18 protein-coding genes are annotated in these 25,062 nt (G+C 66.9%); 7 read left to right on the plus strand and 11 right to left on the minus strand.

What is annotated here, in order from left to right:
• Positions 1 to 128 precede the first annotated feature (128 nt).
• Genes HZY97_RS15405 through HZY97_RS15430 form a run of 6 tightly spaced genes read right to left on the minus strand, consistent with a single transcriptional unit; the run spans position 129 to position 9,426 of the window.
• Positions 129 to 1,898 (minus strand): glycoside hydrolase family 9 protein, encoded by a 1,770-nt coding sequence (locus HZY97_RS15405; protein ID WP_373684390.1) that lies wholly within the window; start codon positions 1,896 to 1,898, stop codon positions 129 to 131.
• Complete coding sequence (locus tag HZY97_RS15410; protein WP_180145562.1) at positions 1,895 to 3,556, minus strand: glycoside hydrolase family 43 protein; 1,662 nt, start codon at positions 3,554 to 3,556, stop codon at positions 1,895 to 1,897. The genes HZY97_RS15405 and HZY97_RS15410 overlap by 4 nt, the downstream gene beginning before the upstream one ends.
• Positions 3,553 to 5,064 carry a tryptophan halogenase family protein gene (locus HZY97_RS15415; protein WP_180145564.1) on the minus strand — a complete coding sequence of 504 codons (1,512 nt, stop codon included), beginning with the start codon at positions 5,062 to 5,064 and terminating at the stop codon, positions 3,553 to 3,555. Before HZY97_RS15415 ends, HZY97_RS15410 begins: the two co-directional genes overlap by 4 nt.
• Positions 5,061 to 6,578 carry a tryptophan halogenase family protein gene (locus HZY97_RS15420; RefSeq protein ID WP_180145566.1) on the minus strand — a complete coding sequence of 506 codons (1,518 nt, stop codon included), beginning with the start codon at positions 6,576 to 6,578 and terminating at the stop codon, positions 5,061 to 5,063. The genes HZY97_RS15415 and HZY97_RS15420 overlap by 4 nt, the downstream gene beginning before the upstream one ends.
• Positions 6,575 to 7,978 (minus strand): tryptophan halogenase family protein, encoded by a 1,404-nt coding sequence (locus HZY97_RS15425; protein WP_180145569.1) that lies wholly within the window; start codon positions 7,976 to 7,978, stop codon positions 6,575 to 6,577. The genes HZY97_RS15420 and HZY97_RS15425 overlap by 4 nt, the downstream gene beginning before the upstream one ends.
• A complete protein-coding gene (locus tag HZY97_RS15430; RefSeq protein ID WP_180145572.1) occupies positions 7,975 to 9,426 on the minus strand; it encodes a tryptophan halogenase family protein in 1,452 nt (483 codons plus the stop codon). Before HZY97_RS15430 ends, HZY97_RS15425 begins: the two co-directional genes overlap by 4 nt.
• Before the next feature lie 272 nt (positions 9,427 to 9,698).
• On the opposite strand from HZY97_RS15430, the gene HZY97_RS15435 reads away from it, so the two are divergent.
• Entirely contained in the window at positions 9,699 to 13,013 is a 3,315-nt protein-coding gene (locus tag HZY97_RS15435) for a TonB-dependent receptor (protein WP_180145575.1), read from the plus strand.
• 59 nt (positions 13,014 to 13,072) lie between these two features.
• On the opposite strand, the gene HZY97_RS15440 is transcribed toward HZY97_RS15435, so the two are convergent.
• Positions 13,073 to 13,783 carry a DUF6445 family protein gene (locus HZY97_RS15440; protein ID WP_180145578.1) on the minus strand — a complete coding sequence of 237 codons (711 nt, stop codon included), beginning with the start codon at positions 13,781 to 13,783 and terminating at the stop codon, positions 13,073 to 13,075.
• A gap of 57 nt (positions 13,784 to 13,840) precedes the next feature.
• Here HZY97_RS15440 and HZY97_RS15445 point away from each other — a divergent pair, with 57 nt between their 5' ends.
• On the plus strand, positions 13,841 to 14,851 hold the full coding sequence (locus tag HZY97_RS15445; protein ID WP_180145580.1) for a cupin-like domain-containing protein: 1,011 nt from the start codon (positions 13,841 to 13,843) through the stop codon (positions 14,849 to 14,851).
• Between the two features lie 120 nt (positions 14,852 to 14,971).
• On the opposite strand, the gene HZY97_RS15450 is transcribed toward HZY97_RS15445, so the two are convergent.
• On the minus strand, positions 14,972 to 17,128 hold the full coding sequence (locus HZY97_RS15450; protein ID WP_218943085.1) for an alpha-glucuronidase family glycosyl hydrolase: 2,157 nt from the start codon (positions 17,126 to 17,128) through the stop codon (positions 14,972 to 14,974).
• Positions 17,129 to 17,259: 131 nt separating this feature from the next.
• Between HZY97_RS15450 and manD the strand changes: the two genes are divergently transcribed.
• The 4 genes from manD (at position 17,260) to HZY97_RS15470 (ending at position 21,620) form a co-directional block, all read left to right on the plus strand.
• Entirely contained in the window at positions 17,260 to 18,471 is a 1,212-nt protein-coding gene (gene manD, locus HZY97_RS15455) for a D-mannonate dehydratase ManD (RefSeq protein WP_180145585.1), read from the plus strand.
• 14 nt (positions 18,472 to 18,485) lie between these two features.
• Positions 18,486 to 19,622 (plus strand): endo-1,4-beta-xylanase, encoded by a 1,137-nt coding sequence (locus HZY97_RS15460; protein WP_180145587.1) that lies wholly within the window; start codon positions 18,486 to 18,488, stop codon positions 19,620 to 19,622.
• 76 nt (positions 19,623 to 19,698) lie between these two features.
• On the plus strand, positions 19,699 to 20,694 hold the full coding sequence (locus HZY97_RS15465) for a bifunctional aminoglycoside phosphotransferase/ATP-binding protein (protein WP_180145588.1): 996 nt from the start codon (positions 19,699 to 19,701) through the stop codon (positions 20,692 to 20,694).
• The gene (locus tag HZY97_RS15470) at positions 20,694 to 21,620 is read left to right on the plus strand and encodes a 1-phosphofructokinase family hexose kinase (RefSeq protein ID WP_180145590.1); all 927 of its coding nucleotides are present in this window, start codon (positions 20,694 to 20,696) and stop codon (positions 21,618 to 21,620) included. Before HZY97_RS15465 ends, HZY97_RS15470 begins: the two co-directional genes overlap by 1 nt.
• On the opposite strand, the gene HZY97_RS15475 is transcribed toward HZY97_RS15470, so the two are convergent.
• On the minus strand, positions 21,596 to 21,919 hold the full coding sequence (locus HZY97_RS15475; protein WP_373684391.1) for an ArsR/SmtB family transcription factor: 324 nt from the start codon (positions 21,917 to 21,919) through the stop codon (positions 21,596 to 21,598). The genes HZY97_RS15470 and HZY97_RS15475 overlap by 25 nt on opposite strands.
• Positions 21,920 to 22,049: 130 nt before the next feature.
• Here HZY97_RS15475 and HZY97_RS15480 point away from each other — a divergent pair, with 130 nt between their 5' ends.
• A complete protein-coding gene (locus HZY97_RS15480; protein ID WP_180145592.1) occupies positions 22,050 to 22,667 on the plus strand; it encodes an alpha-ketoglutarate-dependent dioxygenase AlkB in 618 nt (205 codons plus the stop codon).
• On the opposite strand, the gene HZY97_RS15485 is transcribed toward HZY97_RS15480, so the two are convergent.
• Together HZY97_RS15485 and HZY97_RS15490 are read right to left on the minus strand one after the other, a co-directional pair.
• Positions 22,616 to 23,857, minus strand: a complete 1,242-nt coding sequence (locus tag HZY97_RS15485) for a threonine synthase (protein WP_180145594.1) — start codon at positions 23,855 to 23,857, stop codon at positions 22,616 to 22,618. The two genes, HZY97_RS15480 and HZY97_RS15485, sit on opposite strands and share 52 nt — an antisense overlap.
• A 2-nt stretch (positions 23,858 to 23,859) precedes the next feature.
• The gene (locus tag HZY97_RS15490) at positions 23,860 to 25,041 is read right to left on the minus strand and encodes a serine hydrolase (protein WP_180145596.1); all 1,182 of its coding nucleotides are present in this window, start codon (positions 25,039 to 25,041) and stop codon (positions 23,860 to 23,862) included.
• Positions 25,042 to 25,062 lie beyond the last annotated feature (21 nt).

The raw sequence follows: 25,062 nt of genomic DNA on the forward strand, positions 1-25,062 counted from the left end.
CAGCGGGGGAGGTGGCGCGCGCAGCGCGACGGAGGGGGTTTATCCGCGGGTGACGTCCTTGCGGCCACGCCCCCTCCACCACCGGCTGCGCCGGTGGTCCCCCTCCCCCGCTGCGCGAGGGAGGATTTTCAATCAGCCAACCACGCGCTCACCCACACCAGCGGGGCGTTCCAGTTGATCGCGACTTCGTTGAGTGCGTAGGCGTGGACGTCGTCCGCCCAGCAGCGCTGGGGGGCGCATTTGCCGGCCATCTTCAGCGAGACCGGATCGGCCATCGACGTCGAGTTCGCGCCGCCCGAGAGCACGCCCGGCGGCGGTCCCGGTAGCTTTGGATCGAGCGACGGTGCCCAGAAGCGGTGATGCGGGTTCCGCATCGAGACCGCGCCATAGCCGCTGACATAGGAGACATGATTGGGGTTGCGGCCGAGGACATAGTCGATCGCGTCGAGCACCCCTGCCCGGTATTTGGGATCGCGCGTGAGGTCCCCGGCGACGCCGAGCACCATCGCGCGGTTGAGCAGCGCGCCGTTCGAGCCCCAAGTGTATTGGGTCAGCGGGACCCGGTAGCCGTTGCTGCCCTCGTCGGCGAGGAAGCGATCGGCGGCGGCGGTGAGCAGGGCGCGCAGGCGTTTCACCTCCGCTTCGGGCAGGCCAGAGGGGCGCGTTGCCAGCGTGATCGTGCCGAGCGTGGCGGTCTGGGGCCAGCCGGGCTCGCCGGCGGGCACGCGGAAGTGTGGCGAGGCTGTCACCGCCTGGTGATATTCGGACTTGCCGGTGGTGACGTAGAGCTCGGCCGCGGCCCAGTAGAATTCATCCGACAGCGTCTCGTCGCCATAGCCTCCCGAGCCGGTGAAGCTGTTGGTGGCGTAGATTTGCGGGTTGCGCCGGGCGGCGGCGAAGGCGCGCTCGGCGGCGGCGAGGCAGCGCGCGGCGAACGCGTCGTCGATCCCCTTCCAGATGCGAGCACACTGCGCGGCAGTGGCAGCGAGGTTGAGCGTGGCGGCGGTGGTCGGCGGGTAGAGCAGCCGTTCCTGCGTGTCGCCCTGCGGCGGCGTGGGCAGCGCGGTCCAGGCGCGGTCGGCGACCTTCTGATGCGCCATGCCCGAGGCATCGACGGAGGCGAAGTCCGCCGGGTCCGAGCGCCAGCCCGCGCTCTGGGCAAGCGACTTGAACGGGCCGGAGGGGAGCGAGAGCGTCGTGCCCTCGGGCACCTGCATGCGGAGCAGGAACTCCATCTCGGTGCGCGCTTCGTCGAGCAGGCCGGGGGCGCCGTTCGCGCCGCGCGGGATCGCCGCGGGGCGGCGCTCATAGGCGTTGAGCAGCGTCCACAGCGCGATGCCGCCATTGACGACGTACTTGCCGTGGTCGCCGGCGTCATACCAGCCGCCGGTGACGTCGAGGCTATAGGGGCAGCCGCTCCACGGGATTTGCCGCTCGTCCAGGCCGGTGAAGCATTTGGCGACTTCGTGCGCGTGGCCGGCGGGACGTGCCCATCGGGCGCCAACGAAGCGCGCCTCGATCGGTACTCCGGCGCGCTGGTGGTAGAAGAAGGCGAGCGCGTCGCGGGCGAGCGGGACGTAGAGATTGGGGCGGATGTCGAAGGGAGCGCTGGTGCGCGTCCCTGCGACCAGGCGATAGCCCTTGCCCGGGGTGCGGAACCCGCCGAACGCGATGCGCTGGAGGTGCATGCCCGACGCGGCGTCGGCACCGAGCGCGCTGGTCGGCCCGGTCGCGAGGATGCGGCCCTTCGCGTCGACAAGCTGCCACACCACCGGCGTATCGCCCTCGACAAGCGCGGTCTTGGGATCGTCGGGCTGGAAGCCGAGCTGGTTGAGGTCGATCGAAGGCCCGTCCGGCGCGGCGGCAGCGAGCGTAAGCGCCAGCAGCGCGGTGCTCACTCCCCTGCCCCGGCGAACAGGCCGAAGACCGAGCCGACAAAGCCGCCGGCGACCTTGGTGGTGAGGCCGTCGGTCTGTACCGCGCCGAGATGCTTCCATACCGGCTTCGCGCCCGGTGCGGCGTAGCTGAAGGCATAGCTGCGGCCCTGCACCGCGATGCGCAGGCGGACCGGGCCGGCAGGCGCGGGCGCGGTGAACAGAGTCTTGCCGAGATCCGGGGTGGCGGCGCCCTCGCGTTGGTCGACGACGAGGAGGTTTTTGCCGCCGACGCGCCGGACGCCGAGCAAGAACCAGTAATAGTCGTTCTGGAGGACGACGAGGCCGGCGCGGTCGCCCTGCTTTTCGGGGGCGAACTTCACGATGGTTTCGGCAACGGCATTGGTGTGCTGCTGGCGGCGGGCGAGGAAGCTGGGGTTGGCGCTGTCCCCCAGACCGACGGGCCGCGCAGTGAGCGAGAGGCCGGTGGCGCCGGTCTGGTACCAGGTCTCGCGCGGGTTGCGGAGCATCATCCAATAGGACGGCAGCTTGCCGCGGAAATCGTCGCGGATCGTGAAGGCGCCCGAGGTGGGGAGCGGCGCCCTGCCCTGCGGCAGCGCCGGGCGCGCGTGGGTCCAGGGGATCGGCGTGGCGGCGGGGAGAATTTTCGGCCAGCCGTCCTTCCAGCTGACCGACAGCAGGAAGGTCTCGCGGCCGGTGGTGTAGAAGTCGCCCTCGTACGGCCGCACGGCGAGGAAGGTCGCCCACCATTTGCCGTCCGGCGTGGTGACGAGCTGGGCGTGACCGGCGGAAGTGATCGGGTTCGCCCGGTCGCGTGGCAAGTCGCGCTGGGTGAGGATCGGGTTGCCCTCCCAGGCGACATAGGGGCCGGTGACCGATCTGGAGCGCAGGATCACCTGGCTATGGCCCTCCGCAGTGCCGCCCTCGGCGCAACTGAGATAATACCAGCCGTCCTTCTTGAAGATATGCGGCCCCTCGATCCAGATCGGCTTGGTCGAGGGGTCGATGCCGCCGTCGACCAGCACCTTGCGCGGGCCGAAGGTCCTGAGCGTCTTGCGGTCGAATTCCTGCACCCAGATCGCGCGGTGGCCCGGGTAGAGCGTCTTGCCCTCGGGCGGGCCGTTATTGACCACCCAGGTCCGGCCATCGTCGTCGAAGAACATCGACGGATCGATGCCGCCCTTGAGATCGGGCAGCCAGACCGGGTCGCTCCATGGGCCGGCGGGATTCTTCGCGGTGAGCAGGAAATTGTCGCCGCAGTCGACGCAGGTGTTGAGGATATAGAAGACCCCGTCCTTCGCCTGGATCGAGGGCGCGAACACGCCGCGCGACAGCGCGAGTTTCTTGAAGTCAAGCATGCCGGGCCGGTCGATCGCGTTGCCGATCTGCGTCCAGTGGACGAGATCGCGGCTGTGGAAGACCGGGATGCCGGGGAACCAGCTGAAGGTGGAGGTCACAAGGTAGAAGTCATTGCCGACGCGGGTGACGCTGGGGTCCGGGTAGAAGCCCTTGAGGATCGGGTTGCGATAGTCGCCGGGCTTTGCGGGGACGGTGTCGGTGGCGTCCTTGCCGCTGTAGCTGAACCAGGGGAAGGTCGCGACCGGCTGGGCGGCGGCGGGCGCGGCGAGGAGCAGCGCGGCGGCGGTCAGGAGGCTTTTCATGCTGCGCAATGGTCCCGGATGAAGTCGCGGTGTTTGGGCATGTAATCGGCCGAATTGGCGATCGCCTCGCGGATATGGGCGAGCCGGTCGCGGGTCTCGTCGAGCGGCATCACATCGGCGACCGGATCGTGCGAGGCCGGCTCCATAAGCTGGCCGAGCATCACTGCGAACCAGCTGGTGTCGTTGAACAGCTCCTCATTCTCGCGGAAGGCGCGGCCGTGGCTCCTGAACACGCGCATCTTCTCGGCGAGCCGCTCGGGAATCTCCATCGTGCGGCAATAATTCCAGAAGGGGGAATCGGTGCGTTCGGTGGCGTGGTAATGGAGGACGAGGAAGTCGCGGATCTCCTCGTAATCGGTCTGCATGATCCGGTTGTAGCGATCGGTGTCGGCCTGGTTGAAGTCGCGGTCGGGGAACATCGTCAGGAAGCGCGACAGGCCCGACTGGATCAGCCAGATCGAGGTGGACTCCAGCGGCTCGAGGAAGCCGCCCGACAGGCCCATCGCGACGCAGTTCTTCACCCACATGCGGTTGCGGTGGCCGGTCTTGAACGGGACGGTGCGCGGGTCGGCGAGCGGTTCGCCGTCGAGGTTGGCCATCAGGATCGCAGTGGCCTCGTCATCGGACATATAGTCCGAGGAGAAGACATGGCCGTTGCCGATCCGATGCTGGAGCGGGATGCGCCACTGCCAGCCGGCGCTGTGGGCAGTGGAGCGGGTATAGGGCGTCCACTCCTCGACGCTCGCGCAGGGCACGGCGATGGCGCGGTTGCAGGGCAGGTATTGCGACCAGTCGGTATAGCCCGACTTGAGCGCCTGCTCGATGATCAGGCCGCGAAAGCCCGAGCAATCGATGAACAGATCCGCCTCGATCTCGCTGCCGTCCTGCATCGTCACCGACTGGACGAAGCCATCCTCGCCGCGCAGCTTGACGTCGGTGATCTTGCCCTCGCGCCGGGTGACGCCGCGCGCCTCGGCATAGCCGCGCAGGAATTTGGCATAGAGGCCGGCGTCGAAATGGAAGGCATAAGCGATGTCACTGAGCGGTGAATTGCCGGCATCGACCGAGCGCATGAACTTGTTCTCGCGCGCCGCCATCGCCTGGAGCGACCATGCGTCGATGTCGGGCGCCTCGCCCAGCTGGCGCAGGCGGAGATAGTAAGCGTGAAAGGACACGCCTTTCATATCAAGGCCATAGCCGCCGAACGGGTGGAAATAGCGGTGACCGATCCGCCCCCAATTGTGGAATTCGATGCCGAGCTTGAAGCTGCCCTTGGTCTCGCGCATGAACTGGTCTTCGTCGAGCCCGAGCATGCGGTTGAAGGTCGCCATCTGGGGGATGGTCGCCTCGCCGACGCCGATGATGCCAATCTCGTCGGACTCCACCAGCGTGATCTTCGTGTAGTCGGGGCCGAGGATGCGGGCGAGCGTGGCCGCGGTCATCCAGCCGGCGGTGCCGCCGCCGACGATCAGGATGGAGCGGATGCGCCGGTCAGTGGTGTCGGTCATGTGTCGTTCCTTGCGGGCGCGTTGCGGGCGAGCCAGTCTTCGTGGCGGGGCATCGCCTGGGCGGCGCGGGCGAACATCTCGTGGATGCGCGAGAGGCTGGTCGCGAGCTTGTCTTCGTCGAGGCCGTCGGCGAGCGGGTCCCAGCCGGCGGGCATGATCCCCTGCCCCAGCAGCACTGCGATCCAGCTCGATTCGGCGAACAGCTCGTCTTCATAGCGGAAGAAGCGGCCGCGGTTCCGGAACAGCGCGAGCTTGCGCTCGAGGCTGGCCGGGATCGCCATCTCGCGCATCCGGCGCCACAGATCGCCGTCGCGGCGCTGGTTGGCGTGGTAGTGGAGGATGATGAAGTCGCGGACCTGCTCCATCTGGAGGTCGGCCAGGCGGTTATATTCGTCGCGCTCGACCGCCGAGAAGCCGGTGTCGGGGAGCAGCGCCATCAGCTTGTGGATGCCCGACTGGACGAGATGGATGCTGGTCGATTCGAGCGGCTCGACGAAGCCCGAGGAAAGGCCGAACGCGACGCAATTCTTCTCCCAGGCACGCTTGCGCCTGCCGGCCTCGAACTTGAGGATAAAAGGATCGCGGAGCGGCGCGCCGTCGAGGTTTGCCAGCAACGTCTCGCGGGCCTCGTCGTCGGAGATATCGGCACTGCAATAGACATGGCCGTTGCCGACGCGGTGCTGGAGCGGGATGCGCCATTGCCAGCCGGCACGGTGCGCGGTCGAGCGGGTGAAGGGCGTGATCTCCGGGCCCGGGCTGGCGGTGGGCACGGCGACGGCGCGGTCGCATTGCAGCCAGTACGCCCAGCTTTCCCAGCCGGTGCGAAGCGCCTGCTCGATCAGCAGCGCGCGGAAGCCGGTGCAGTCGAGGAACAGCTCGCCGGGGATGCGGCGGTCGCCCTCGAGCACCACCGCTTCGATGAAACCGTCCGCGGCGCGCAGCGGGACATGCTGGACCTTGCCCTCAACCCGGACGACGCCGCGCTGCTCGGCATAGGCGCGCAGATATTTGGCGTAGAGCGAGGCGTCGAATTGATAGGCATAGGCCATGCGCGACAGGATCGAGCCGGGGTCGGCGACCGGGGGCTGGTAGCGGCCTTCGCGCATCGCGAGCGCGCAGACATTATAGTCCTCGATCTCGCGGGCGCGGCCCTCGGCGTGGAGTTTCCGCCAGATCTGGTGGAACTTCACCCCCTCGATATCGAAGCCGAACTCGCCGAACGGATGGACGTAGCGGTGACCTTCCTGCGTCCAGTCGAGAAACTCGATGCCAAGCTTGATCGTGCCCTGCGTCTTCGCGAGGAAGTCATTCTCGTCGAGACCGAGCAGGCCGTTGAAGTTGCGGATCGGCGGGATCGTCGCCTCGCCGACGCCGACGGTGCCGATCTCCTCCGATTCCACCAAAGTGACCGAGACGCCGGTCGGGATCAGCCGGGTGAGCGCGGCGGCGGCCATCCAGCCCGCGGTGCCGCCACCGACAATGACGATGCTGCGGATCGGCGCGGGGGCAGTCATGCGATCATTCCTTCGGCGCGGAGCGTGGCACCGTGATGCGGCATCGCGCGGACGGCGTCGAGGATCAGCGCACGGATGCGCTCGGCGTGCTGGAGGATCGCCGGTTCGGGGATCGCGTCGGCGAGCGCGTCGTGACGGCGCGGGCGGATGCCCTGGCCATCGAGTACGGCGATCCAGTCATCGGCCTCGAACAGCTCCTCGTCATAAAGCGGGATGCGGCCGCGGCTCTGGTACAGGTCCAGCTTGTGCCGGAGGGTCTCGGGGACGGGCATCGCGCGGGCGGAATCCCAGAGCGGTTCGCCGGCGCGGCCGTTGGTCTTGTAGTGGAGGATGGCGAAGTCGCGGACACGGTCGGCTTCCTCGGCGGTGAGGCGGTTATATTCGGCGGGCTCGGGGCCATTCGGGGTGGCGGGGAGCAGCGTGAGCAGCCGGGCGAGCGCATTCTGGAGCAGCGCGAGGTTCCAGCCGTGGAGCGGCTCGATCAGCGTGGCAGTGGCACCGAGCGCGATGACCTTGCCGGTCCAGGCCTGGGTGCGGCGGCCCTGGGCGATCGGGATGGCGCCGGGCTGCTCGGGGAGATGCTGCGAGGCATACAGCAAGGTGCCACCCTGCCCGCCGACCAGCGGCACGGTGCGCTGCCAGCCGGCTTCGAAGGCGCCGGCATGGCTATAGGGCGGCGGGACGCCCTCGGCGGGGTTCCAGTTTTCGACGGCACGGTCGCACGGGAGCCACTGCACCCAGCTTTCCCAACCGGTGGTTCCGGCGAGCAGCGCAGCGGGGCCGGAACAATCGAGCCAGAGATCGGCGGTGACCTGGCTGCCGTCCTGCAGCGCAACGGCGTCGTCGGCGAAGGCGCGGAAACTGCCGATGGGGGTGATGCCGCTGGCAGCCCGCAGCGTGTCGGCGAGGCCGGCGCGGTCGAAGTGGAGGCCATAGCCAAAGCTGGACAGGATCGAGCGCGGGTCCTCGCTCGGACGGACGAAGCGGCCCGAGGCGGCGACGATTGCGGCGAGCGAGAAGTCCGCCAGGCGCAGATCATGGCCGGCGGCGCGGATCCGGGCGGCGAGCTGGTGGAAGGCGGTGGTGCCGAGCGGCGCACCGATCGTGCCGAAGGGCAGGAACCAGTCGGCCTCCGCCCCCGCCCAGCCTGAAAAGGCCGTGCCGAGCGAGAAGCTGCCCCGGGCAGCGCGCAGGAGCGCGCTCTCGTCGACGCCGTGATCGGCGAGCCAGAACGGGAAATCGGGCAGGCTGGCCTCGGCCGGGCCGAACGGGCCGAGGCTCCAATCGGGGCCTTCGGTCTCGATCAGGTCGATCCGGACGTGTGGCAGCGCACGGACGAGCGCCAGCGCCGCCATCCAGCCGGCGACACCGCCGCCGACAATGCCGATGCTGCGGATCATGCGGCCACTCCGAGTGCGGCTTCGTGCGAGGGCATCGCCTCGGCAAGGGCAGCGATCTCGGCGCGCATCGCGGCCATCGCCTGCGCCACGCCCTCTCCGCCTGCGCGCGGGTCGGCATGGCGTGGAATGACGTGCTGGCCGAGATAGACAGCGAGCCAGCTTGGTTCCAGGAACGTACCTTCGCGATATTGCATCACGACCCCACGCTCACGGAAAAGTGCCAGCTTGGTTTCCAGTGAGTCGGGCAAGGTCATCGCTCGGCAGTGCCGCCAGAAGTCCGAATCGTCGCGCTCCTGGCAGTGATAATGGAGGATCAGGAAGTCGCGGACGCGCTCATAATCGAGCGCCATCAGCCGGTTGAACTCCTGCGCGTCGAGCGGATCCCAGTCCTGTGTCGGGAAAAGATCGAGCAGCCGGCCGATCGCGACCTGGATCAGATGGATGCTGGTCGATTCAAGCGGCTCGAGAAAGCCCGAGGCGAGGCCGATCGCGATCGTGTTGCCCACCCATTGCTGCTTGCGCTTGCCGGTGACGAAGCGGAGCTTGTTGGGATCGGCGAGCGGCGCGCCGGGGAGCTGGGCGAGCAGGGTTTCCAGCGCGGCCTCGTCGCTGAGGAAACCGCTCGAATAGACATGGCCGTTGCCGGTGCGATGCTGGAGCGGGATGCGCCAGATCCAGCCCGCCTCCTGCGCGGCGGTGCGAGTGTAAGGCGCGAGCGGGCCGGTATTGGCGCAGGGGATGGCGATGGCGCGGTCGCAGGGCAGCCAGTGCGTCCACTCCTCATAGCCGGCCTTGAGCGCCTGCTCGATGATCAGGCCGCGAAAGCCCGAGCAATCGAGGAACAGCTCGGCTTCGATGCTCTCGCCGCTTTCCAGCGTGACCGAGCGGACGAAGCCGCTCTCGCTGTCGAGCGCGACATCGAGGATCCTGCCCTCGCGCCGGACGACGCCGCGCGCTTCGGCGTAGTTGCGCAGGAATTTGGCGTAGAGGCCGGCATCGAACTGATAGGCATAGTTGTAGGGATCGCCCTCGGGCCGGCGGAAACGGCCGCGCCGGGCGGCCTGGATGGGGAGCGAATAGTCCTCGAACGCCCCCGCCCCTTGGGCCGCGAGCCATTGCTGGTGGAAGGGCACACCGTCGATCGGCGCGCCGAACTCGGCAAAGGGATGGACATAGGAATCGCCGATCCGGCCCCAATCGGCGAACTCGATGCCGAGCTTGTAGGTGCCTTTGGTCGCGGCGAGGAACTCCGCCTCGTCGATGCCGAGCGTCGCGTTGAAATGGCGGATGTGCGGAATCGTCGCCTCGCCGACGCCGACCGTGCCGATCTCGGCCGATTCGACCAGGGTGATCGCCAGATTCGTGCCGGCGAACTTATGCGCCAGCGCCGCAGCGGCCATCCACCCCGCCGTGCCCCCGCCGACCACGAGTACGCGCTTTACCAGCATGTCTGCGATGCCCCTCTCCGAGCCGAATGTTAGCGCTCCCGTCGTGAAACCGTCAATCGGAACAGGGGGTGATTCGAGGGCGAAATGGCCGTTTCGCAGGTGCAAAAATCCTGCCGCAATGCAGCGAAACCGTTGCGAAAACGCCACAAATCCGCGCTTTTCATGCAAGCGCAACAAGACGGCTTGATCTTTCGATAACTCCTACATTAGGTATGACACAAATAAGAAACGCGCCGTAATATGGTAGCGCTAACAAGGGAGGGGACAGCTCGATGCGCAAGCACGATTCTATTCAGCATGTCGGCAAGAATGCGAGGTTCCGTACGGGAGCGTTGCGTGCCGGTGTGTCCGCGGCGGCACTTGCCTGCCTTTCGATCGCGGCGCCCGCCTGGGCGCAGGATACCCAGACACCGCCCGCCGCTGACGCGCAGACTCCGGAAGACACGATCGTCGTCCAGGGCTATCGCCAGTCGCTGCAGAGCGCCCAGACGCTCAAGAAGAATTCGGACGTGATCGTCGACTCGGTGACCGCCGAGGACATCGGCGCCCTTCCCGACCGCTCGGTCACCGAGACGCTGCAGCGTATCCCGGGCGTGTCGATCAACCGCTTCGCCGCCGGCGTCGATCCCGACCACTTCTCGGTAGAAGGTTCGGGCGTGGTCGTGCGCGGCCTCACCTATGTCCGCTCGGAGTTCAACGGCCGCGAGGCGTTCACCGCCAATAACGGCCGCGCGCTGAGCTTCGCCGACGTGCCTTCGGAAATGATGGGCGGCGTCGACGTGTTCAAGTCGCCCTCGGCCGACCGGATCGAAGGCGGCATCGCCGGCGTGGTCAATCTGCGCACGCGCAAGCCGTTCGACAACAAGAAGGGCCTGGTGGTCGCGGGCTCGCTCGAGGCGAATTATGGCGACTTCGAGAAGAAGTGGACGCCGACCGGCTCGCTGATGATCAGCGATCGCTGGGAGACCGGGATCGGCGAATTCGGCCTGCTCGGCAATTTCTCCTATTCGCAGCTCAAGAGCCAGTCGGACCGTTTCCAGGTCTCGAGCTTCCGCATCCGCAACCTCTATTCGGACGGCGACGTCGTCGACAACGGCACCGGCGCGACCGTCAGCAAGCAGGTCTATTTCCCGCGCGGCGCCGTGATGGGCCGTCAAGAATTCAACCGCGAGCGCTATGGCTATGCCGCCGCCGCGCAGTTCCGCAGCAATGACGGGTCGGTCGAGGCTGTCGCCCAGTTCTTGCGCTCCGACGCGCGCCAGGCCTGGACCGAGCGGACGATCGAAATCGCGACCGACAACGTCTCGTCCAACGGCGACAGCCGTGCAGCCGCGGGCACGACGCTCAACTTCGACAGCGACGGCATGTTCGCCAGCGGCACGATCACCGGCCCGACCGGCTGGCGTGGCGACCAGAATACGGGTGCCGCGCGCACGCCGATGCTGGGCCTGCAGTCGAACAACATCCGCCGCGACCAGGAGCAGCGGCTCGTCACCGACGATTACGGCTTCAACCTGAAGTGGAATGCCAGCGAGCGGCTGGGCGTGACCTTCGACTATCAGCATGTGAAGTCGACGACGCACCTGCTCGACAACACGCTGTGGAACTCGACCTACCAGAATGCTTCGATCAAGCTGAACGGTTCGGACTTCCCGACGGTCGCCTTCCTGCCGCCGCAGGTCTGCAACGGCCCCTCGGCCAATTCGCAGAACCCGCCGGGCACCACCTATGACTGCAACACGGCGCAGGCCGTGGGCGGCTCGATGAACCCGAGCTATTACGGCGCAGGCCACAACAGCTTCACCGATCCGTACAACACCTTCCCGCGCGCAGCGATGGATCACGTCGAGCAGAGCGACGGCAATTCCGACGCCTTCCGCCTCGACCTCGACTATGCGTTGCCCGAGGGCAGCTTCCTCAAGTCGATCCAGGGCGGCGTGCGCTATGCCGATCGCGACCAGGTCTCGCGCTTCTCGCGCTACAATTGGGGCGTGCTTTCGGAGCAGTGGGGCAATAACGGCCCGATCTGGCTGACGACGCCGGTGAACGGCAACAATGCCAGCCGTACCGATGGCGCGGTGACCAACTCCAACTCGGCCTATTATTTCGACAATTTCTTCCGGGGCCAGGTAACCAACCCGCTGGGTGGCCAGGGCCGCCTTTACTACAACGGCGACACCGTCGGCGATTATGCGCAGATGGCACTCTATGCGAGCTCTATCGCGAGCGAGTGGCAGGGCACGACCACTTGCGGCAGCCGGACGATCAACGCGGGCTGGAACCCGCTGGCCCAGCGCTGCGGCGTGGTTGCCGGCACGCCGTTCCTTCCCGACGAGATCAACCCGATCCGCGAGCGCAACTACGCCGCCTATCTGATGACCAAGATCGACACGCATCTTGGCGGGCTGCACCTCACCGGCAATGTCGGCGTGCGCTATACCCGGACCAAGCGCCAGTCGGACGGCTATAACTCGTTTACCAACACGACTGCGTTCCCGACCGATGCCACCTGCTCAACGCCGGTGGTGCCGCCCGCGACGCTGTCGCCGTTCTGCTCGTTCAGCATCACGGACCGGAACAACGCACGTGCCTTCGTCAACGGCGCGCTGACTCCGGTGAGCACCAAGCTCGACTATGACTATTGGCTCCCGAGCGTGAACTTCAAGCTCGAGGTCGGCGGCGGCCTGCAGTTCCGCGCCGCATACTTCAAGGGCGTGGCGCCGCCGCAGACCGGCTTCATCCGCAACTACACCCAGGCGAACCTGTCGGTGGTGCAGAACACGGATGCCAGCGGCACGCTGATCCCGAACAGCTTCCGCTTCCAGGGCGTCACCACCGCGGGCAACCCGACCCTGATGCCGACCAAGGCCGATAACTTCGACCTTACGGCGGAATGGTATTTCTCGCGGGTCGGCTCGTTCACTGTCTCGGCCTTCTACAAGGTGCTCGACGGCGTGGTGACCAACGACACCCGTCGCGTGGATCTGACCAACAATGGCCAGACCTACCCGATCGTCATCACCACCCCGATCAACGCCACCGAAAAGGGCAAGATCAAGGGCTTCGAAGTTGCCTATCAGCAGACCTTCGACTTCCTGCCGGGGCCGCTGAAGGGCCTGGGCCTGCAGGCGAACTACACCTTCGTCGACAGCTCGGGCGTGCCGCAGTCGACGCTGTCGGAGACAGATCCGGACGTGGCTGCGGGCCGTGTCTCGACCGTCGACACCTCGACGCTGCCGCTGCAGGGGCTTTCGAAGCACACGGTGAACATCACGCCGTTCTTCGACTATGGCCCGATCTCGCTGCGCGCCAGCTACTCGTGGCGCTCGGACTTCGTGCTCACCGTCCGCGACGTGATCACGCCGTTCGATCCGATCATCAACAAGGCGACCGGCCAGCTCGATGCGTCGATCTTCTTTGCGGTGACCCCGCAGATCAAGCTCGGCATCCAGGGCTCGAACCTGACCAACGAGATTACCCGCACCACTGCGGTGATCTCGAAGATCGGAGGCGGCAACATCGAAGTGCCGCGCGGCTGGTACATGAATGACCGCCGCTTCGCCGCGATCGCACGCTTCAACTTCTGATTTGCAACACACCCTGCCTGGCGCTGCCGACTCCCCGTCGGCGGCGCCAATTTTTTTGTTCAGGCGGGGCGGTAGCTGAGGAAGATGTTGGCGGTGAGCCGGCCGCGGCGCGGGTCGGGCGCGAGCGCGCCGGTCGGCAGCCCGGAATGGAGCTGGCGGCTGCGATAGACGAGCAGCCGGTCGAACGCGGCATCGGCGGCGCCGATCTGCTCGAACTCGGGGGTATCGCCATGGATATAGCCGGGCGCAGGATCGGGCTCGACGGCGCGGGCGGCTTCGTAGGCGGCAGCCCGCTCGGGCGTGATCGCCTCGAAGCCGGTAGCCCGATGGCGGTAAAAGGCAGTGCCGCCCTGCTCGGGGCCGCACAGATAATGCAGGAACGCGAAGTGCAGCGGATCGCTGGTATCGATATGGGGTGCGCGCTGCGACGGGACGAGATCGCCCGGCGCCAGCGTAACCATCGAGAAATTGCACTCCGCTCGTCCCAGTCGGACCGCGCCGAGCGCGAAGGCGTCGCGCACCACCGGATCAAGCGCGCGGACCACGGCCTCGACATAGTCGAGCGGCGCGGGAGCACGGACGCCGGGATAGCCGCCTGCCGGGCCATGGACGGGCGCAAATTCGGCCTGGGTGGCAGCATAGTCGACCAATGCCTGAGGGCGCTGCATCAGGCCGTCGAGACAGAACAACGGCTCCCCTTCCCGCCCGAGGCGCGAAAGCCGCGCGGCGGGGCGCGCATTCAGCGAAAAATCGTGCGACAACACAGACATGCCCCGGACACCAACCCTCCGGATATGACCCTAGCAGTTCCTGGAAGCTGAGGAAGCATGGCACAGGCGGGGATCCGTGAAATCGAAGGGCCGCTCGCTGCCGAGGGGCTGCGTGACCTCGTCCAGGGCTATGCCCCGGCGGTGCTGCGCGACGTGGCGGGTGACTGGCCGCTGGTGCAGGCGGCGGCGCAGTCGGACGAGGCGGCGTGCGATTATCTGCTCGGCTTCGATCGCGGCGCGACGGCCGAGGCGTTCATCGGCCCGCCGACGATCAACGGACGCTTCTTCTATTCCGACGACATGCGCGGTTTCAATTTCGAGCGGCGCAAGGGACGCTTCGCCGACCTGCTGCGCTATGTGCTGGGGCTGAAGGACAAGGACGAAGTGCCGGCGGTCTATGCCGGTGCCGTGGAGACGGCGCAGGCGCTGCCCGGGTTCGCCGGGGCCAACCAGCTGCCCGCCCTGTTCGGTATGGGCGCCGAGCCGCGGATCTGGATCGGCAACGCGACCAGCATCAGCACGCATTTCGACGCGTCGGACAATATCGCCTGCGTGGCGGCCGGGCGGCGGCGCTTCACGCTGTTCCCGCCCGAGCAGACCGCCAACCTCTATATCGGCCCGCTCGATCACACGGTGGCGGGCCAGCCGCTGAGCATGGTCGACATGGCCGCGCCCGATTTCGAGCGCTTCCCGCGCTTCCGCGACGCGCTGGACGCGGCGCTGGTGGTCGAGCTGGAGCCGGGCGACGCGGTCTATATCCCGGCGCTGTGGTGGCATCACGTCGAGGCGCTGTCGCCGTTCAACCTGCTGGTCAATTTCTGGTGGACGGACTCGCCCGACCAGGATGCGCGGTTCGACGCGATGGTCCACGCGATCCTGACGATCAGCCATTTGCCGCCCGAACGGCGCGAGGCCTGGGCGGAATATTTCGACACCTTCGTCTTCCAGCGGCACGGCGACCCGGCGGCGCATATGCCGCCCGAGCACCGCAGCGTGCTGGGCGCGCCGACGCCGCAGCTGCGGCAGTATATCAAGCAGTATCTCGCGCGGGGACTGGCGCGGCCTTGAGCCTGCGAGTTCCCCTCTCTGACTAGGGAGGGGCTAGGGGTGGGTTGCCATCCTCGAGCTGAGAAGCTGCGGAAGCCTACCCACCCCGCCCCCTCCCTTCCAGGGAGGGGAGTTCCAAGGTCAGTGCACCTGCCCCGGCGCGTAGGGGGTGGTGATCGCCTTGTAATACTCCAGGTCGTGCGCCGGCGGCTTGTGTCCCTCGGGCAGCGGACGCTTCGAGATCGACTGGAAGTACGCGATCGAGGCATCGCGCCACCAGATCGCCTCCTCCAGCTGGATGCTCAGGAAATCGCGCACCTGAGCCCAGCGCTCGGCGTCGACCTTGCCGCGCAGCCCTGCCCAATCGGCCTGCATGGTGCGGACGTGATCGACGCCAGCATCGTAGTGGATGACGAGCTCATCCCACAAAGTCCGCCCGGACTTCATCCGATAGTCCCAAGGCACGTGGTGGAACCACAGCAGCAGCGCGTCGGGCACGGTCGCCAGACTGCCCCAGTTCTCTGCGACCTGAGGGGCATATTGCGAGAGCGCGTCGCTGCCCTTGGCGGTGCGATCGAAGCCGATGCCGTCGGGCGCGGCCTTGTTGTAATAGACCGGGTTCCATTCGGGGCGCTGGAGGTCGGCAATCCACGGGCCGGGGCCGTAGTGGTGGCCGGTCGCCATCTGGTGGGTGAGGCCGAGCGGGGTCATGTAATCGACCACCGCCTCGCGCGAGCCCATCATCATGCGGACCACGGTATCGACGGTGGCGGGATCATTGCCCCAGGTCAGCCGCGCCCAGTCGCGCGCGATATCCGCGGCCCTGGCATCGGGATCCCAGGCGAAGCGGCCGAATGCGTACCAGTTTGCCTGGTCGAACTGCGAGCCTGACCAGTTGCGGTCGCTGCCGATATTGGCGACGCCGGCCATGCCGGTGGCAGCGCCCGGCTCGACCGGGGTCTCGATCCCCTTCGCGACCGTGCTGCCCCTGGCGGGACGGAAGGTGTCGCTCTGCAGCGCCTCCTCCCACATCGTGCCGAGATAGGCGAGGTGCGTGGCGAAGCCGAGATATTCCTTGGTGATCTGGAATTCCATCATCAGCGGCGTCTTGGGCATCGCGCCGAACAGCGGATGGAAGGGCTCGCGCGGCTGGAAGTCGATCGCGCCGTTCTTGACCTGGACGAGGACATTGTCGCGGAACTTGCCGTCGAGCGGCTGGAACTCGCTATAGGCCTGTTTGTGCCGGTCCTCGGCATTCTCCGCGGCATAGACGAAGGCGCGCCACATCACGACGCCGTGATGCGGGGCGAGCGCGTCGGCGAGCATGTTGGCCCCCTCGGCATGGGTGCGATGATAGTCGGCCGGGCCGGGCTGGCCTTCGGAGTTCGCCTTGACCAGGAACCCGCCGAAATCGGGGATCTCGGCATAGATCGCGTCGACCCGCGCCTTCCACCAGGCGCGCACCGCCGGATCGAGCGGATCGGCGGTCTTGAGCCCGCCGATATCGAGCGGAGCGGAGAAGCGCGCGGTCAGATAGACCTTGATGCCATAGGGGCGGAACACTTCCGCCAGCGCCTTCACCTTGGCGATGTATTCGGGCTGGAGCACGTCGGCCTTGGCGTTGACGTTGGTCAGCACCGTGCCGTTGATGCCGAGCGAGGCATTGGCGCGGGCATAATCGATGTAGCGCGGGTCCTTGTAGAGCGGCAGCTTCTGCCAATCCCACAGCGACTGGCCGGCATAGCCACGCTCGACATAGCGATCGAGATTGTCCCAATGGTTGAGGACGCGGATCTTGAGCTTGGGCGCGTCGGTGATGTCGAGATTGTCGATCGGCTGGCCGGTCTGGAGCAGCTTGAGGAAGCGGAACACGCCATAAAGCGCGCCGACGTCGCTATTGCCTGCGATGATCGTGACGCGGTGGCCCGCGATCGTGGCACTCCGGATCAGATAGCCTTCCTCGCCGAGCTTCGCGAACGGGAGGTCGAGGCCCTTGAGGTTCGGGGAATCGGCGCGGGTGACGAGCACCGAGCCATTGCCCATCACCGTCTCGCGCTGGACGAGCGCATGGCCGAACATGCCCTTGAAGCCGCGCTGCAGCTCGTCGGTCGCGGCGCGGATCGTAGGGCGCGAATTGGGCGCCACGAGATGGGTGATCAGCGGCTGGTATCGCGCCTTCGCGCCGGATTCGAGCGGCTGATACCGCAACCAGAGGTCATATCCGTCTTCGGCATGGCCTTGATTCGCAAGGCCGAAACACAAAAACGCAGACAAAATAGCCAGCAATTTCCGAAGCATCGCTCTTCCCATCGCTCAGCGGTCAAAAGCCGCCGTTGACAAGCTTGTAACAGGTCAACAATGGTAGCGCTACCAAGCACATAGGCGCGCGGAAGCGATGCGCCGGCTCAGGAAGGGGAAGCACAGGCGACATGGCCGAGATCATATCCGCGCGCGTGATCGTCACCTGCCCCGACCGCAATTTCGTGACGCTCAAGATCGAGACGGCAGACGGCGTGACCGGAATCGGCGACGCGACGCTGAACGGACGCGAGCTGGCGGTGGCTAGCTATCTCGAGGATCATGTCATCCCCTGCCTGATTGGGCGCGATGCGCACCGGATCGAGGACATCTGGCAGTATCTCTACAAGGGCGCGTACTGGCGGCGCGGCCCGGTGACGATGTGCGCGATCGCCGCGGTCGACATGGCGCTGTGGGACATCAAGGCGAAGCTGGCCGGGCTGCCCCTCTATCAGCTGCTCGGTGGGGCGAGCCGCGACGGATGCATGGTCTATGGCCACGCCAATGGCGCGACGATCGAGGAGACGATCGAGGAAGCCGTCCGCCATGTGGAGGAGGGCTACAAGGCCGTGCGGCTCCAGGCGGGCGTGCCGGGGCTGAAATCCACCTATGGCGTGGCCAAGCCGGGCCAGCGCTACGAGCCGGCCGACGGCGCGCTGCCGACCGAGAGCCTGTGGTCGACCGAGAAGTACCTCCGCTCGGTGGCGCCGCTGTTCGAGAAGGCGCGCGAGGTGCTCGGCTGGGACGTGCACCTGCTCCACGATGTCCACCACCGGCTGACCCCGATCGAGGCCGCCCGGCTCGGCAAGGAGCTCGAGCCCTATCGGCTGTTCTGGATGGAGGACGCGACGCCGAGCGAGAACCAGGCCGGTTTCCGCCTGATTCGCGAGAAGACCACCACGCCGCTGGCGGTGGGCGAGATCTTCAACACGATCTGGGACACCAAGCAGCTGATCGAGGAACAGCTGATCGACTATGTCCGCGCCACTGTGGTCCATGCGGGCGGGATCACGCATCTGCGCCGGATCGCGGCGTTTGCGGACCTCTATCAGGTGCGCACCGGCTGCCACGGCGCGACCGACCTGTCGCCGGTATGCATGGCCGCAGCGCTCCATTTCGGCCTGTCGGTGCCCAATTTCGGCATCCAGGAGCTGATGCCGCACACGGCGAAGACCGACGCGGTCTTCCCCCACGCCTACAGCTTCAAGGACGGGATGATGCACCCGGGCGATGCCCCGGGGCTCGGCGTGGAGATCGACGAGGAACGGGCCGCGAAATACGAATATAAGCGCGCCTATCTCCCCGTCGCACGGCTTGAAGATGGAACGCTGTCCAACTGGTGAGCGGGAGAGGCTCGATGATTGAACTGACACGCCGTGGGTTGCTGGGTGCCGGCGCGGCGCTGGCCCTGCCCTTCCCCGCAATCGCGCAGGCTGCCGAGGGCCTCAACGCCGTCGCCAAGTCCAAGGGCATGCGCTTCGGCTCCTGCTTCTCGTGGAGCCCGCCGGGCGCAGACCGCGGTTCGTTCGCCAATCCAAAATATGCCGAGTTGCTCAAGCGCGACTGCGGCATCCTGGTGCCCGAGAACGAGTTCAAATGGCAGGCGCTCCGGCCCGACGCCAAGACCTTCAACCTCGACCATTTCTCCGACATGCTCGATTTCGCCGAAGCGAGCGGCATGGCGATGCGCGGTCACACCTTGCTGTGGCACAAGACGCAGTACTTCCCGAAATGGCTGAACGACTATGACTTCGGCGCCAGCCCGGCCAAGGAAGCCGAGCGCATCCTGGGCACCCATATCCGCACCTTGTGCAAGCTCTACGGCAAGCGGATCGTCAGCTTCGACGTCGTCAACGAGACAGTGGAGGAAGGCACGGGCGCGCTGCGCACTTCGTCGCTGTCCAAGGCGTTCGGCGGGACCGAGGCGATGCTCGACTTCGCCTATCACACCGCGCGCGAGCATGCCCCGGGCGTCGAGCTGACCTATAACGACTATATGAGCTGGGAGCCGGGCAATGAGGGGCATCGCTATGGCGTCCTCAAGCTGCTCGAGGGGTTCCGCAAGCGCGGCATCCCCTGCGACACGCTCGGCGTGCAATCGCATATCGGGCTGACCGATGGCGGCACGGTAGGCGCGCTGGTGAGCAAGCAGGAGAAGCCCTGGCGGAGCTTCCTCGATAGCGCGGTGGCGATGGGCTACAAGCTGGCGGTCACCGAGTTCGACGTCGACGACCATCTGCTGCCGACCGATGCGAAGCTGCGCGACGGCATCGTCGCCAACTATGCCGCGGCCTATCTGGAGATCATGTTCTCCTACCCGCAGCTCCGCGACGTGCTGGCTTGGGGGATGAGCGATCGCTTCACCTGGCTCAACGGCTACAAGCCGCGCAAGGACAAGACCCACCAGCGCGCCACGCCCTATAATGACGACTACCAGCCAAAGGCACTCTATGGAGTGATCCGGGATGCCTTTGCGGGTGCGCCGGTGCGATAGGTCGATCTTGTTCAAGATCGTTCAGAAAACTCGTGCTAGGGGCTGATTCGACGAACCTGATAACGGGGGTGGAACGATGGCGGCGCTGGCCGCAGCGCAGGAACCGGACTTCGAGGCGCTGCTTGCCGGCGATCTCGATACCGTCCAGCTGCACGCCCTTGCCGACCGTATCGCCGCAGGTCACGCCGCTGCGCCCAAGGGCGATGGCACGGTATTCCGCAAGACGCTGGCGCTGAGCGCCACCACCGACGCGCAGCGTGCCGAGCTGGCATATCACACTGACTCGATCGCCCGCCGGATCGCCGCCGGGCGGATCCGTGCGGTGATGGGCGAGCCGGTCGATGTGCTCCACGATCTCGCTCGCACGCTGATCGAGGTAATGCGCGCCGGCATGGCGGGCGAAGCCAACACGATCGCCAACCGCTATCTCGACGTGGCGCCGCAGGGCGCGACCGGCTGGGCGCTGCTGCCGCTCTTTTTGTCGCTGCGTGCCGATGGCGAGGCGGAGCTTGCGGACAGCCTGCTCGCCCCGTCCAGGCCGCGGCTGGTGGTGATCGGCGGACTTTCAGGCACCGGCAAATCGACGCTGTCGCGGCTGCTGGGCAGCCGGATCGGGCGGCTGCCCGGTGCGCGGGTGCTGCACTCGGATGTGTTCCGCAAGCGGCTGGCCGGGGTGACGCCGGAAACCCGGCTGCCGCCCAGGCATTATACCCGTCGCAATGACGACGAGACCTATGAGGCCCTGTTCGAATCCGCCGACGATCACCTTGCCTGCGGCAACAGCGTGATCCTCGACGCGGTGTTCATGGCGCGCAGCGAGCGCGACGTGGCCGAGGCGATTGCCGACCGCTACCGCGCCGCCTTTACCGGCATCTGGCTCGAAGCGCCCGAACGTGACCGGATCGCGCGGGTGAATGCGCGCGCGAACGACGCGTCCGACGCGACCGAGAGCGTGGTGCGCGAGCAGTCGCGGCGCTCGGTGGGCGAGATCCACTGGCACCGCGTGCGCGCCAATCGGCCGCAGGAACTGATCGTCGCCGCCGCGCGCGCCGCGCTGGATCGCGCGATCTGATGGCGATCGCCACGCTGACGCTCAATCCGGCGCTCGACGTGACCACCTGCACCGAGAAGGTGCGGCCTCAGCACAAGCTTCGATGCTCCACCCCGCGCTACGACCCGGGCGGCGGCGGGATCAATGTTGCGCGCGTGGTGACGCATCTGGGCGGCGAGGCGACCGCGGTATTTCCGAGCGGCGGGCCGGCGGGTGCGATGATCGTCGATCTGCTCGAGGAGCAGAAGATCGTGATCCTGCCGGTACCGATCGCAGGCGCGACGCGCGAGAGCTTCACGGTGGATGAGGGCCGGCCGGGCGACCAGTATCGCTTCGTGCTGCCCGGACCGGAGCTGAGCGAGGACGAGATTGCCGCGCTGCTCGATGCGCTGTTCGGCGTGGCGGATGTCACCCATATCGTGGTGAGCGGCAGCCTGCCGCCGGGCTGCGACCCGGCGATCTTCAAGCGGATCGGCGCGCGCTGCGCCGAGCAGGGCGTGAAACTGGTGATCGACACCTCGGGCCCGGCGCTGGCGGCGTGCGAAGGCGCGGGCGCCTGGCTGATCAAGCCGAGCCTGCGCGAAGTGGCCGACCTGCTCGGCCGCGAGATCAAAAGCGAAGACGATGAGATGGCAGCGGCGGGGACGCTGCAGCAGCGCGGCTTTGCCGAGATCGTGGTGGTGTCGCTCGCCGAGCGCGGGGCGCTGCTGGTCGGCGACGGCAAGGAATTGCGGGTTGCCGCCATCCCGGTCGAGGCCAAGGGCACGGTGGGTGCCGGCGATTCGATGGTGGCGGCGATCACCCTTGCCTCAGCCGAGGGCAAGGGGATCGAGGATGCCCTGCGCTATGGCATCGCCGCAGGGGCGGCGACGTTGATGACTCCCGCGACCGAACTGGCGCGCAAGGAGGATGTCGAGCGGCTTTATGCCGGGACGGGCTCTTCCTGAGCCACTTCGGTGGCGCAGAACAGGCTGTGCATCGCCACGAGCATCTGGCGGGCCTCGTCGCTGGCGAGCGAATAGAAGATCATCTGGCCATCGCGGCGCGCGGCGACCATCCCTTCGCGGCGAAGCAGCGCAAGCTGCTGCGACACGGCGGTATCCCGTGCGCCCGTAAGGCGCGCAAGCTCGCCTACCGACTTCTCGCCATCGAGAAGGTGGCACAGCAACAGGAAACGGCTTCGACCCGATAGCGCCTTCAGGAACGCCGAGGCGCGATCTACTACTGCAATCATTTCGTTCTTCACGGGGCGAACAGCTAGGGCCCCCAAACGGCACTTGCAACCGCTATCTCGCGGGAAAAACTAAGGAAATTACACCGAATTTGCAGGTATTTTTGGTCTGGAATTGCAGATTTCTGAACCCCATATCCGATTAATGTCCTTGTTGTTTCCAGATCTTTTCAGCGGCGTACCAGTGTCCGGAATCGAACAGGTCGAGAATATCGTCACCCCAGCGCAAGAGGCCGATCTGATTCGGGCAATCGACGCGGCGGGACTGGCGCCGTTTCGCTTTCAGCAATGGTTGGGCAAGCGGCTGACGCGCAGCTTCGGCTGGCGCTACGACTTCACCGATTCAAGCTTTGCCGAGACCGAAGCGATCCCAGACTGGCTGCTGCCGCTGCGTGAACAGGCCGCGACGTTCGCCGGGCTGGCGGCGGCGCAGCTCGTTCAGGCGCTGGTGATCCGCTACGATCCGGGCGCCGGGATCGGCTGGCACCGCGACCGGCCGGTGTTCGAGCATGTCGTCGGCGTGTCGCTGGGCGCCCCCGCGACACTACGGCTGCGCAAGCGAAGGCCGGACGGGAAGTTCGACCGGGCGGAGGTGCCGCTGGCGCCGCGCGGGGCCTATCATCTGTCCGGCGCGGCGCGGCACGACTGGGAGCACAGCATCGCCCCGATGGATGCAAGCCGCTGGTCGGTTACGTTTCGGAGTTTGACGGCCTACAGCGCGGCGAAATCGATCGGCTCGTTCTTGTCGAGCGTCGTCGACTGATCGGCAAGCGGGTATTTCAGCCCGGTCGCGCAGTTGAACAGCACGACCTTTTCGTCGGGGCCGACCAGCCCTTCCGCCAGCGCCTTGCGCCACGCGGCCAGCGTCGCGCCGCCTTCGGGACAGAGCAGCAGCCCGTCCTTGCGCGCGGCATCGTCGACTGCCCGGGCAATGGCTTCGTCGCTCACCGCCATCGCCACGCCGCCGCTTTCGCGCACGGCATCGAGGATCAGGAAGTCGCCGACCGCCTGGGGCACGCGGATGCCCATCGCGATCGTGTGGGCGTCTTCCCAGCGGGTCGCGTGGCGCTCGCCCGCCCAGAAGGCGCGGACCATCGGCGCGCAACCCTCGGCCTGTACCGCGATCATCTTCGGGCGCTTCGAACCGATCCAGCCGAGCGCTTCCATCTCGGCAAACGCCTTCCACATGCCGATCAGCCCGGTGCCGCCGCCGGTCGGGTAGAAGATCGCATCGGGCAGCTCCCAGTCGAGCTGCTCGGCAAGCTCGAGGCCCATCGTCTTCTTGCCTTCGATCCGGTACGGCTCCTTGAGCGTCGAGAGGTCGAACCAGCCACGCTCCTTCGCCCCCTGCCCCACCAGCTTGCCGCAATCGTCGATCAGGCCGTTGACCCGGTAGACGCGCGCGCCCTGCGCGGCGATCTCGCGGACATTCACTTCGGGAGTATCAGCCGGGCAGAAGATCACCGACTCGATACCGACCCGGCTGGCATAGGCGGCCGCGGCGGCGCCCGCATTGCCGTTGGTCGGCATCGCGATCGTGGTGACGCCCAGCTCCTTGGCCATCGCGATCGCCATGACCAGCCCGCGCGCCTTGAACGAGCCGGTGGGCAGGCGCCCCTCGTCCTTCACCCAGAGATGCTTCGCGCCGACCTCGCGGGCGAGCGCATCGAGCGGGATGATCGGCGTGGCGATCTCGCCCAGGCTGACGATGTTTTGCGTCTGGCGGACGGGCAGCAGCTCGCGATATTTCCACAGGTCCGCCGGGCGGCGGGTGAGCGCGTCGCGGGGGAGCGCGGCGCTGGCGCCCTCCAGATCATAGCGCACGAGCAGCGGGCGGCCGACGCGCGAGAGGCCGTGGAGCTGGTCCGCCTCATAACGCTCGCCCGTCATCGAGCATTCGAGATGGGTGACGAAGGTCGGGCGATCGGTCGTCAGATTGGCGTCGTGGCGCAAGCCTAGTCTCCGCGGGCGAGTTTCTCTTCGGTCGGCGTATAGGCCGATCGCGCGCCGGGTCCATCGGGGACGTCGCTGGCGAAATAGGCGACGCCGGTGCCGCTCGCCTTGTCGATCCACAGCCCGGCCTTGAGGCCATAGGCGTCGCCCGAATGGCCGAAGCGGCGCTTGCCGTCGCCGAACGGATCGTCGCGGCAGCCCTTGGTCGGCGTTGCCTGGAAAACGACCGCGAGGCCATAGCTGCAGGTCATGCCGCCGGTGGGCGTCTGCACCGAGATGTCGCCGCCGACATCGCCATTCTTGCCGTCATAGGTCCAGAGCGGCGTCTCCATCAGCTTTACCGAGGTCGGGCGCAGGATGCGGACGCCGTCGAGCGTGCCGTTGCCCAGGAACATCCGGCCGACGCGCGCGAGGCCGCGCCCGGAGATGCGCAACCCGCCCTGCGGCGCGAAGATCGCGCCATTGGCGCCGGCACGCCAGACCGAGAGATCGCAGCTGCCGTCCCTGGCCGGGCTGACCGGGCATGCTGGTGGTGCGCCGTGGTTGTCGTCCTTGGTCGGCTTGTTCTCGCGGTACTGGACCACGGCGCGTGCGGCGGTCCCCGGTTTGCAGCTCGCCCAATTATAGCAGGCGTCGAGCTTCATCGGCTTGAGCACGAGCCGGTCCATCAGCTTGTCGAAGCGCTCGCCGGTGGCGCGCTCCATCACTGCGGCGATCACCGGGAAGTTGAAGTTGGTATAGGCCCACCAGCTGCCGGGCGCGTGCTGGGCGTCCCAGGCCTTGGGATCCCGGAGCACCGCGCGCATGTCGGCATCGAGCGGCAGGACATAATCGACCCGGTCGGTGAGGCTCGAGCGGTGCGAGAGCAGCAGGCGCAGCGTGATCTTCGCGTCCGGGAAGGCCGGGTTGCGCAGCGTCCAGCCGAGATAGCGCGACACATCGGCATCAAGATCGAGCTTCCCCTGCTCGACCAGCCGCAGCACGCCGATCGCGACGACCAGCTTGGAGATCGAGGCGATGCGCACCGGATCGTCCGGGCTGATCGCGCGCTTCGCGGCGATGTCGGCCAGGCCGCTAGCGGTGATCGAAACCTCGCCTGCGCGATCAAAGGCGACCCGGACGCTCGCGACCGGCTGGACGATTGCCGGCTGGGGATCGGCGGCGGCGAGGAGGAAAGCGAGCATCGGAATACCTTCGATGGTTCG

This window comes from Sphingomonas sp. R-74633 (assembly GCF_013416555.1).
In the GTDB taxonomy this organism is placed as follows: Bacteria; Pseudomonadota; Alphaproteobacteria; order Sphingomonadales; family Sphingomonadaceae; genus Sphingomonas.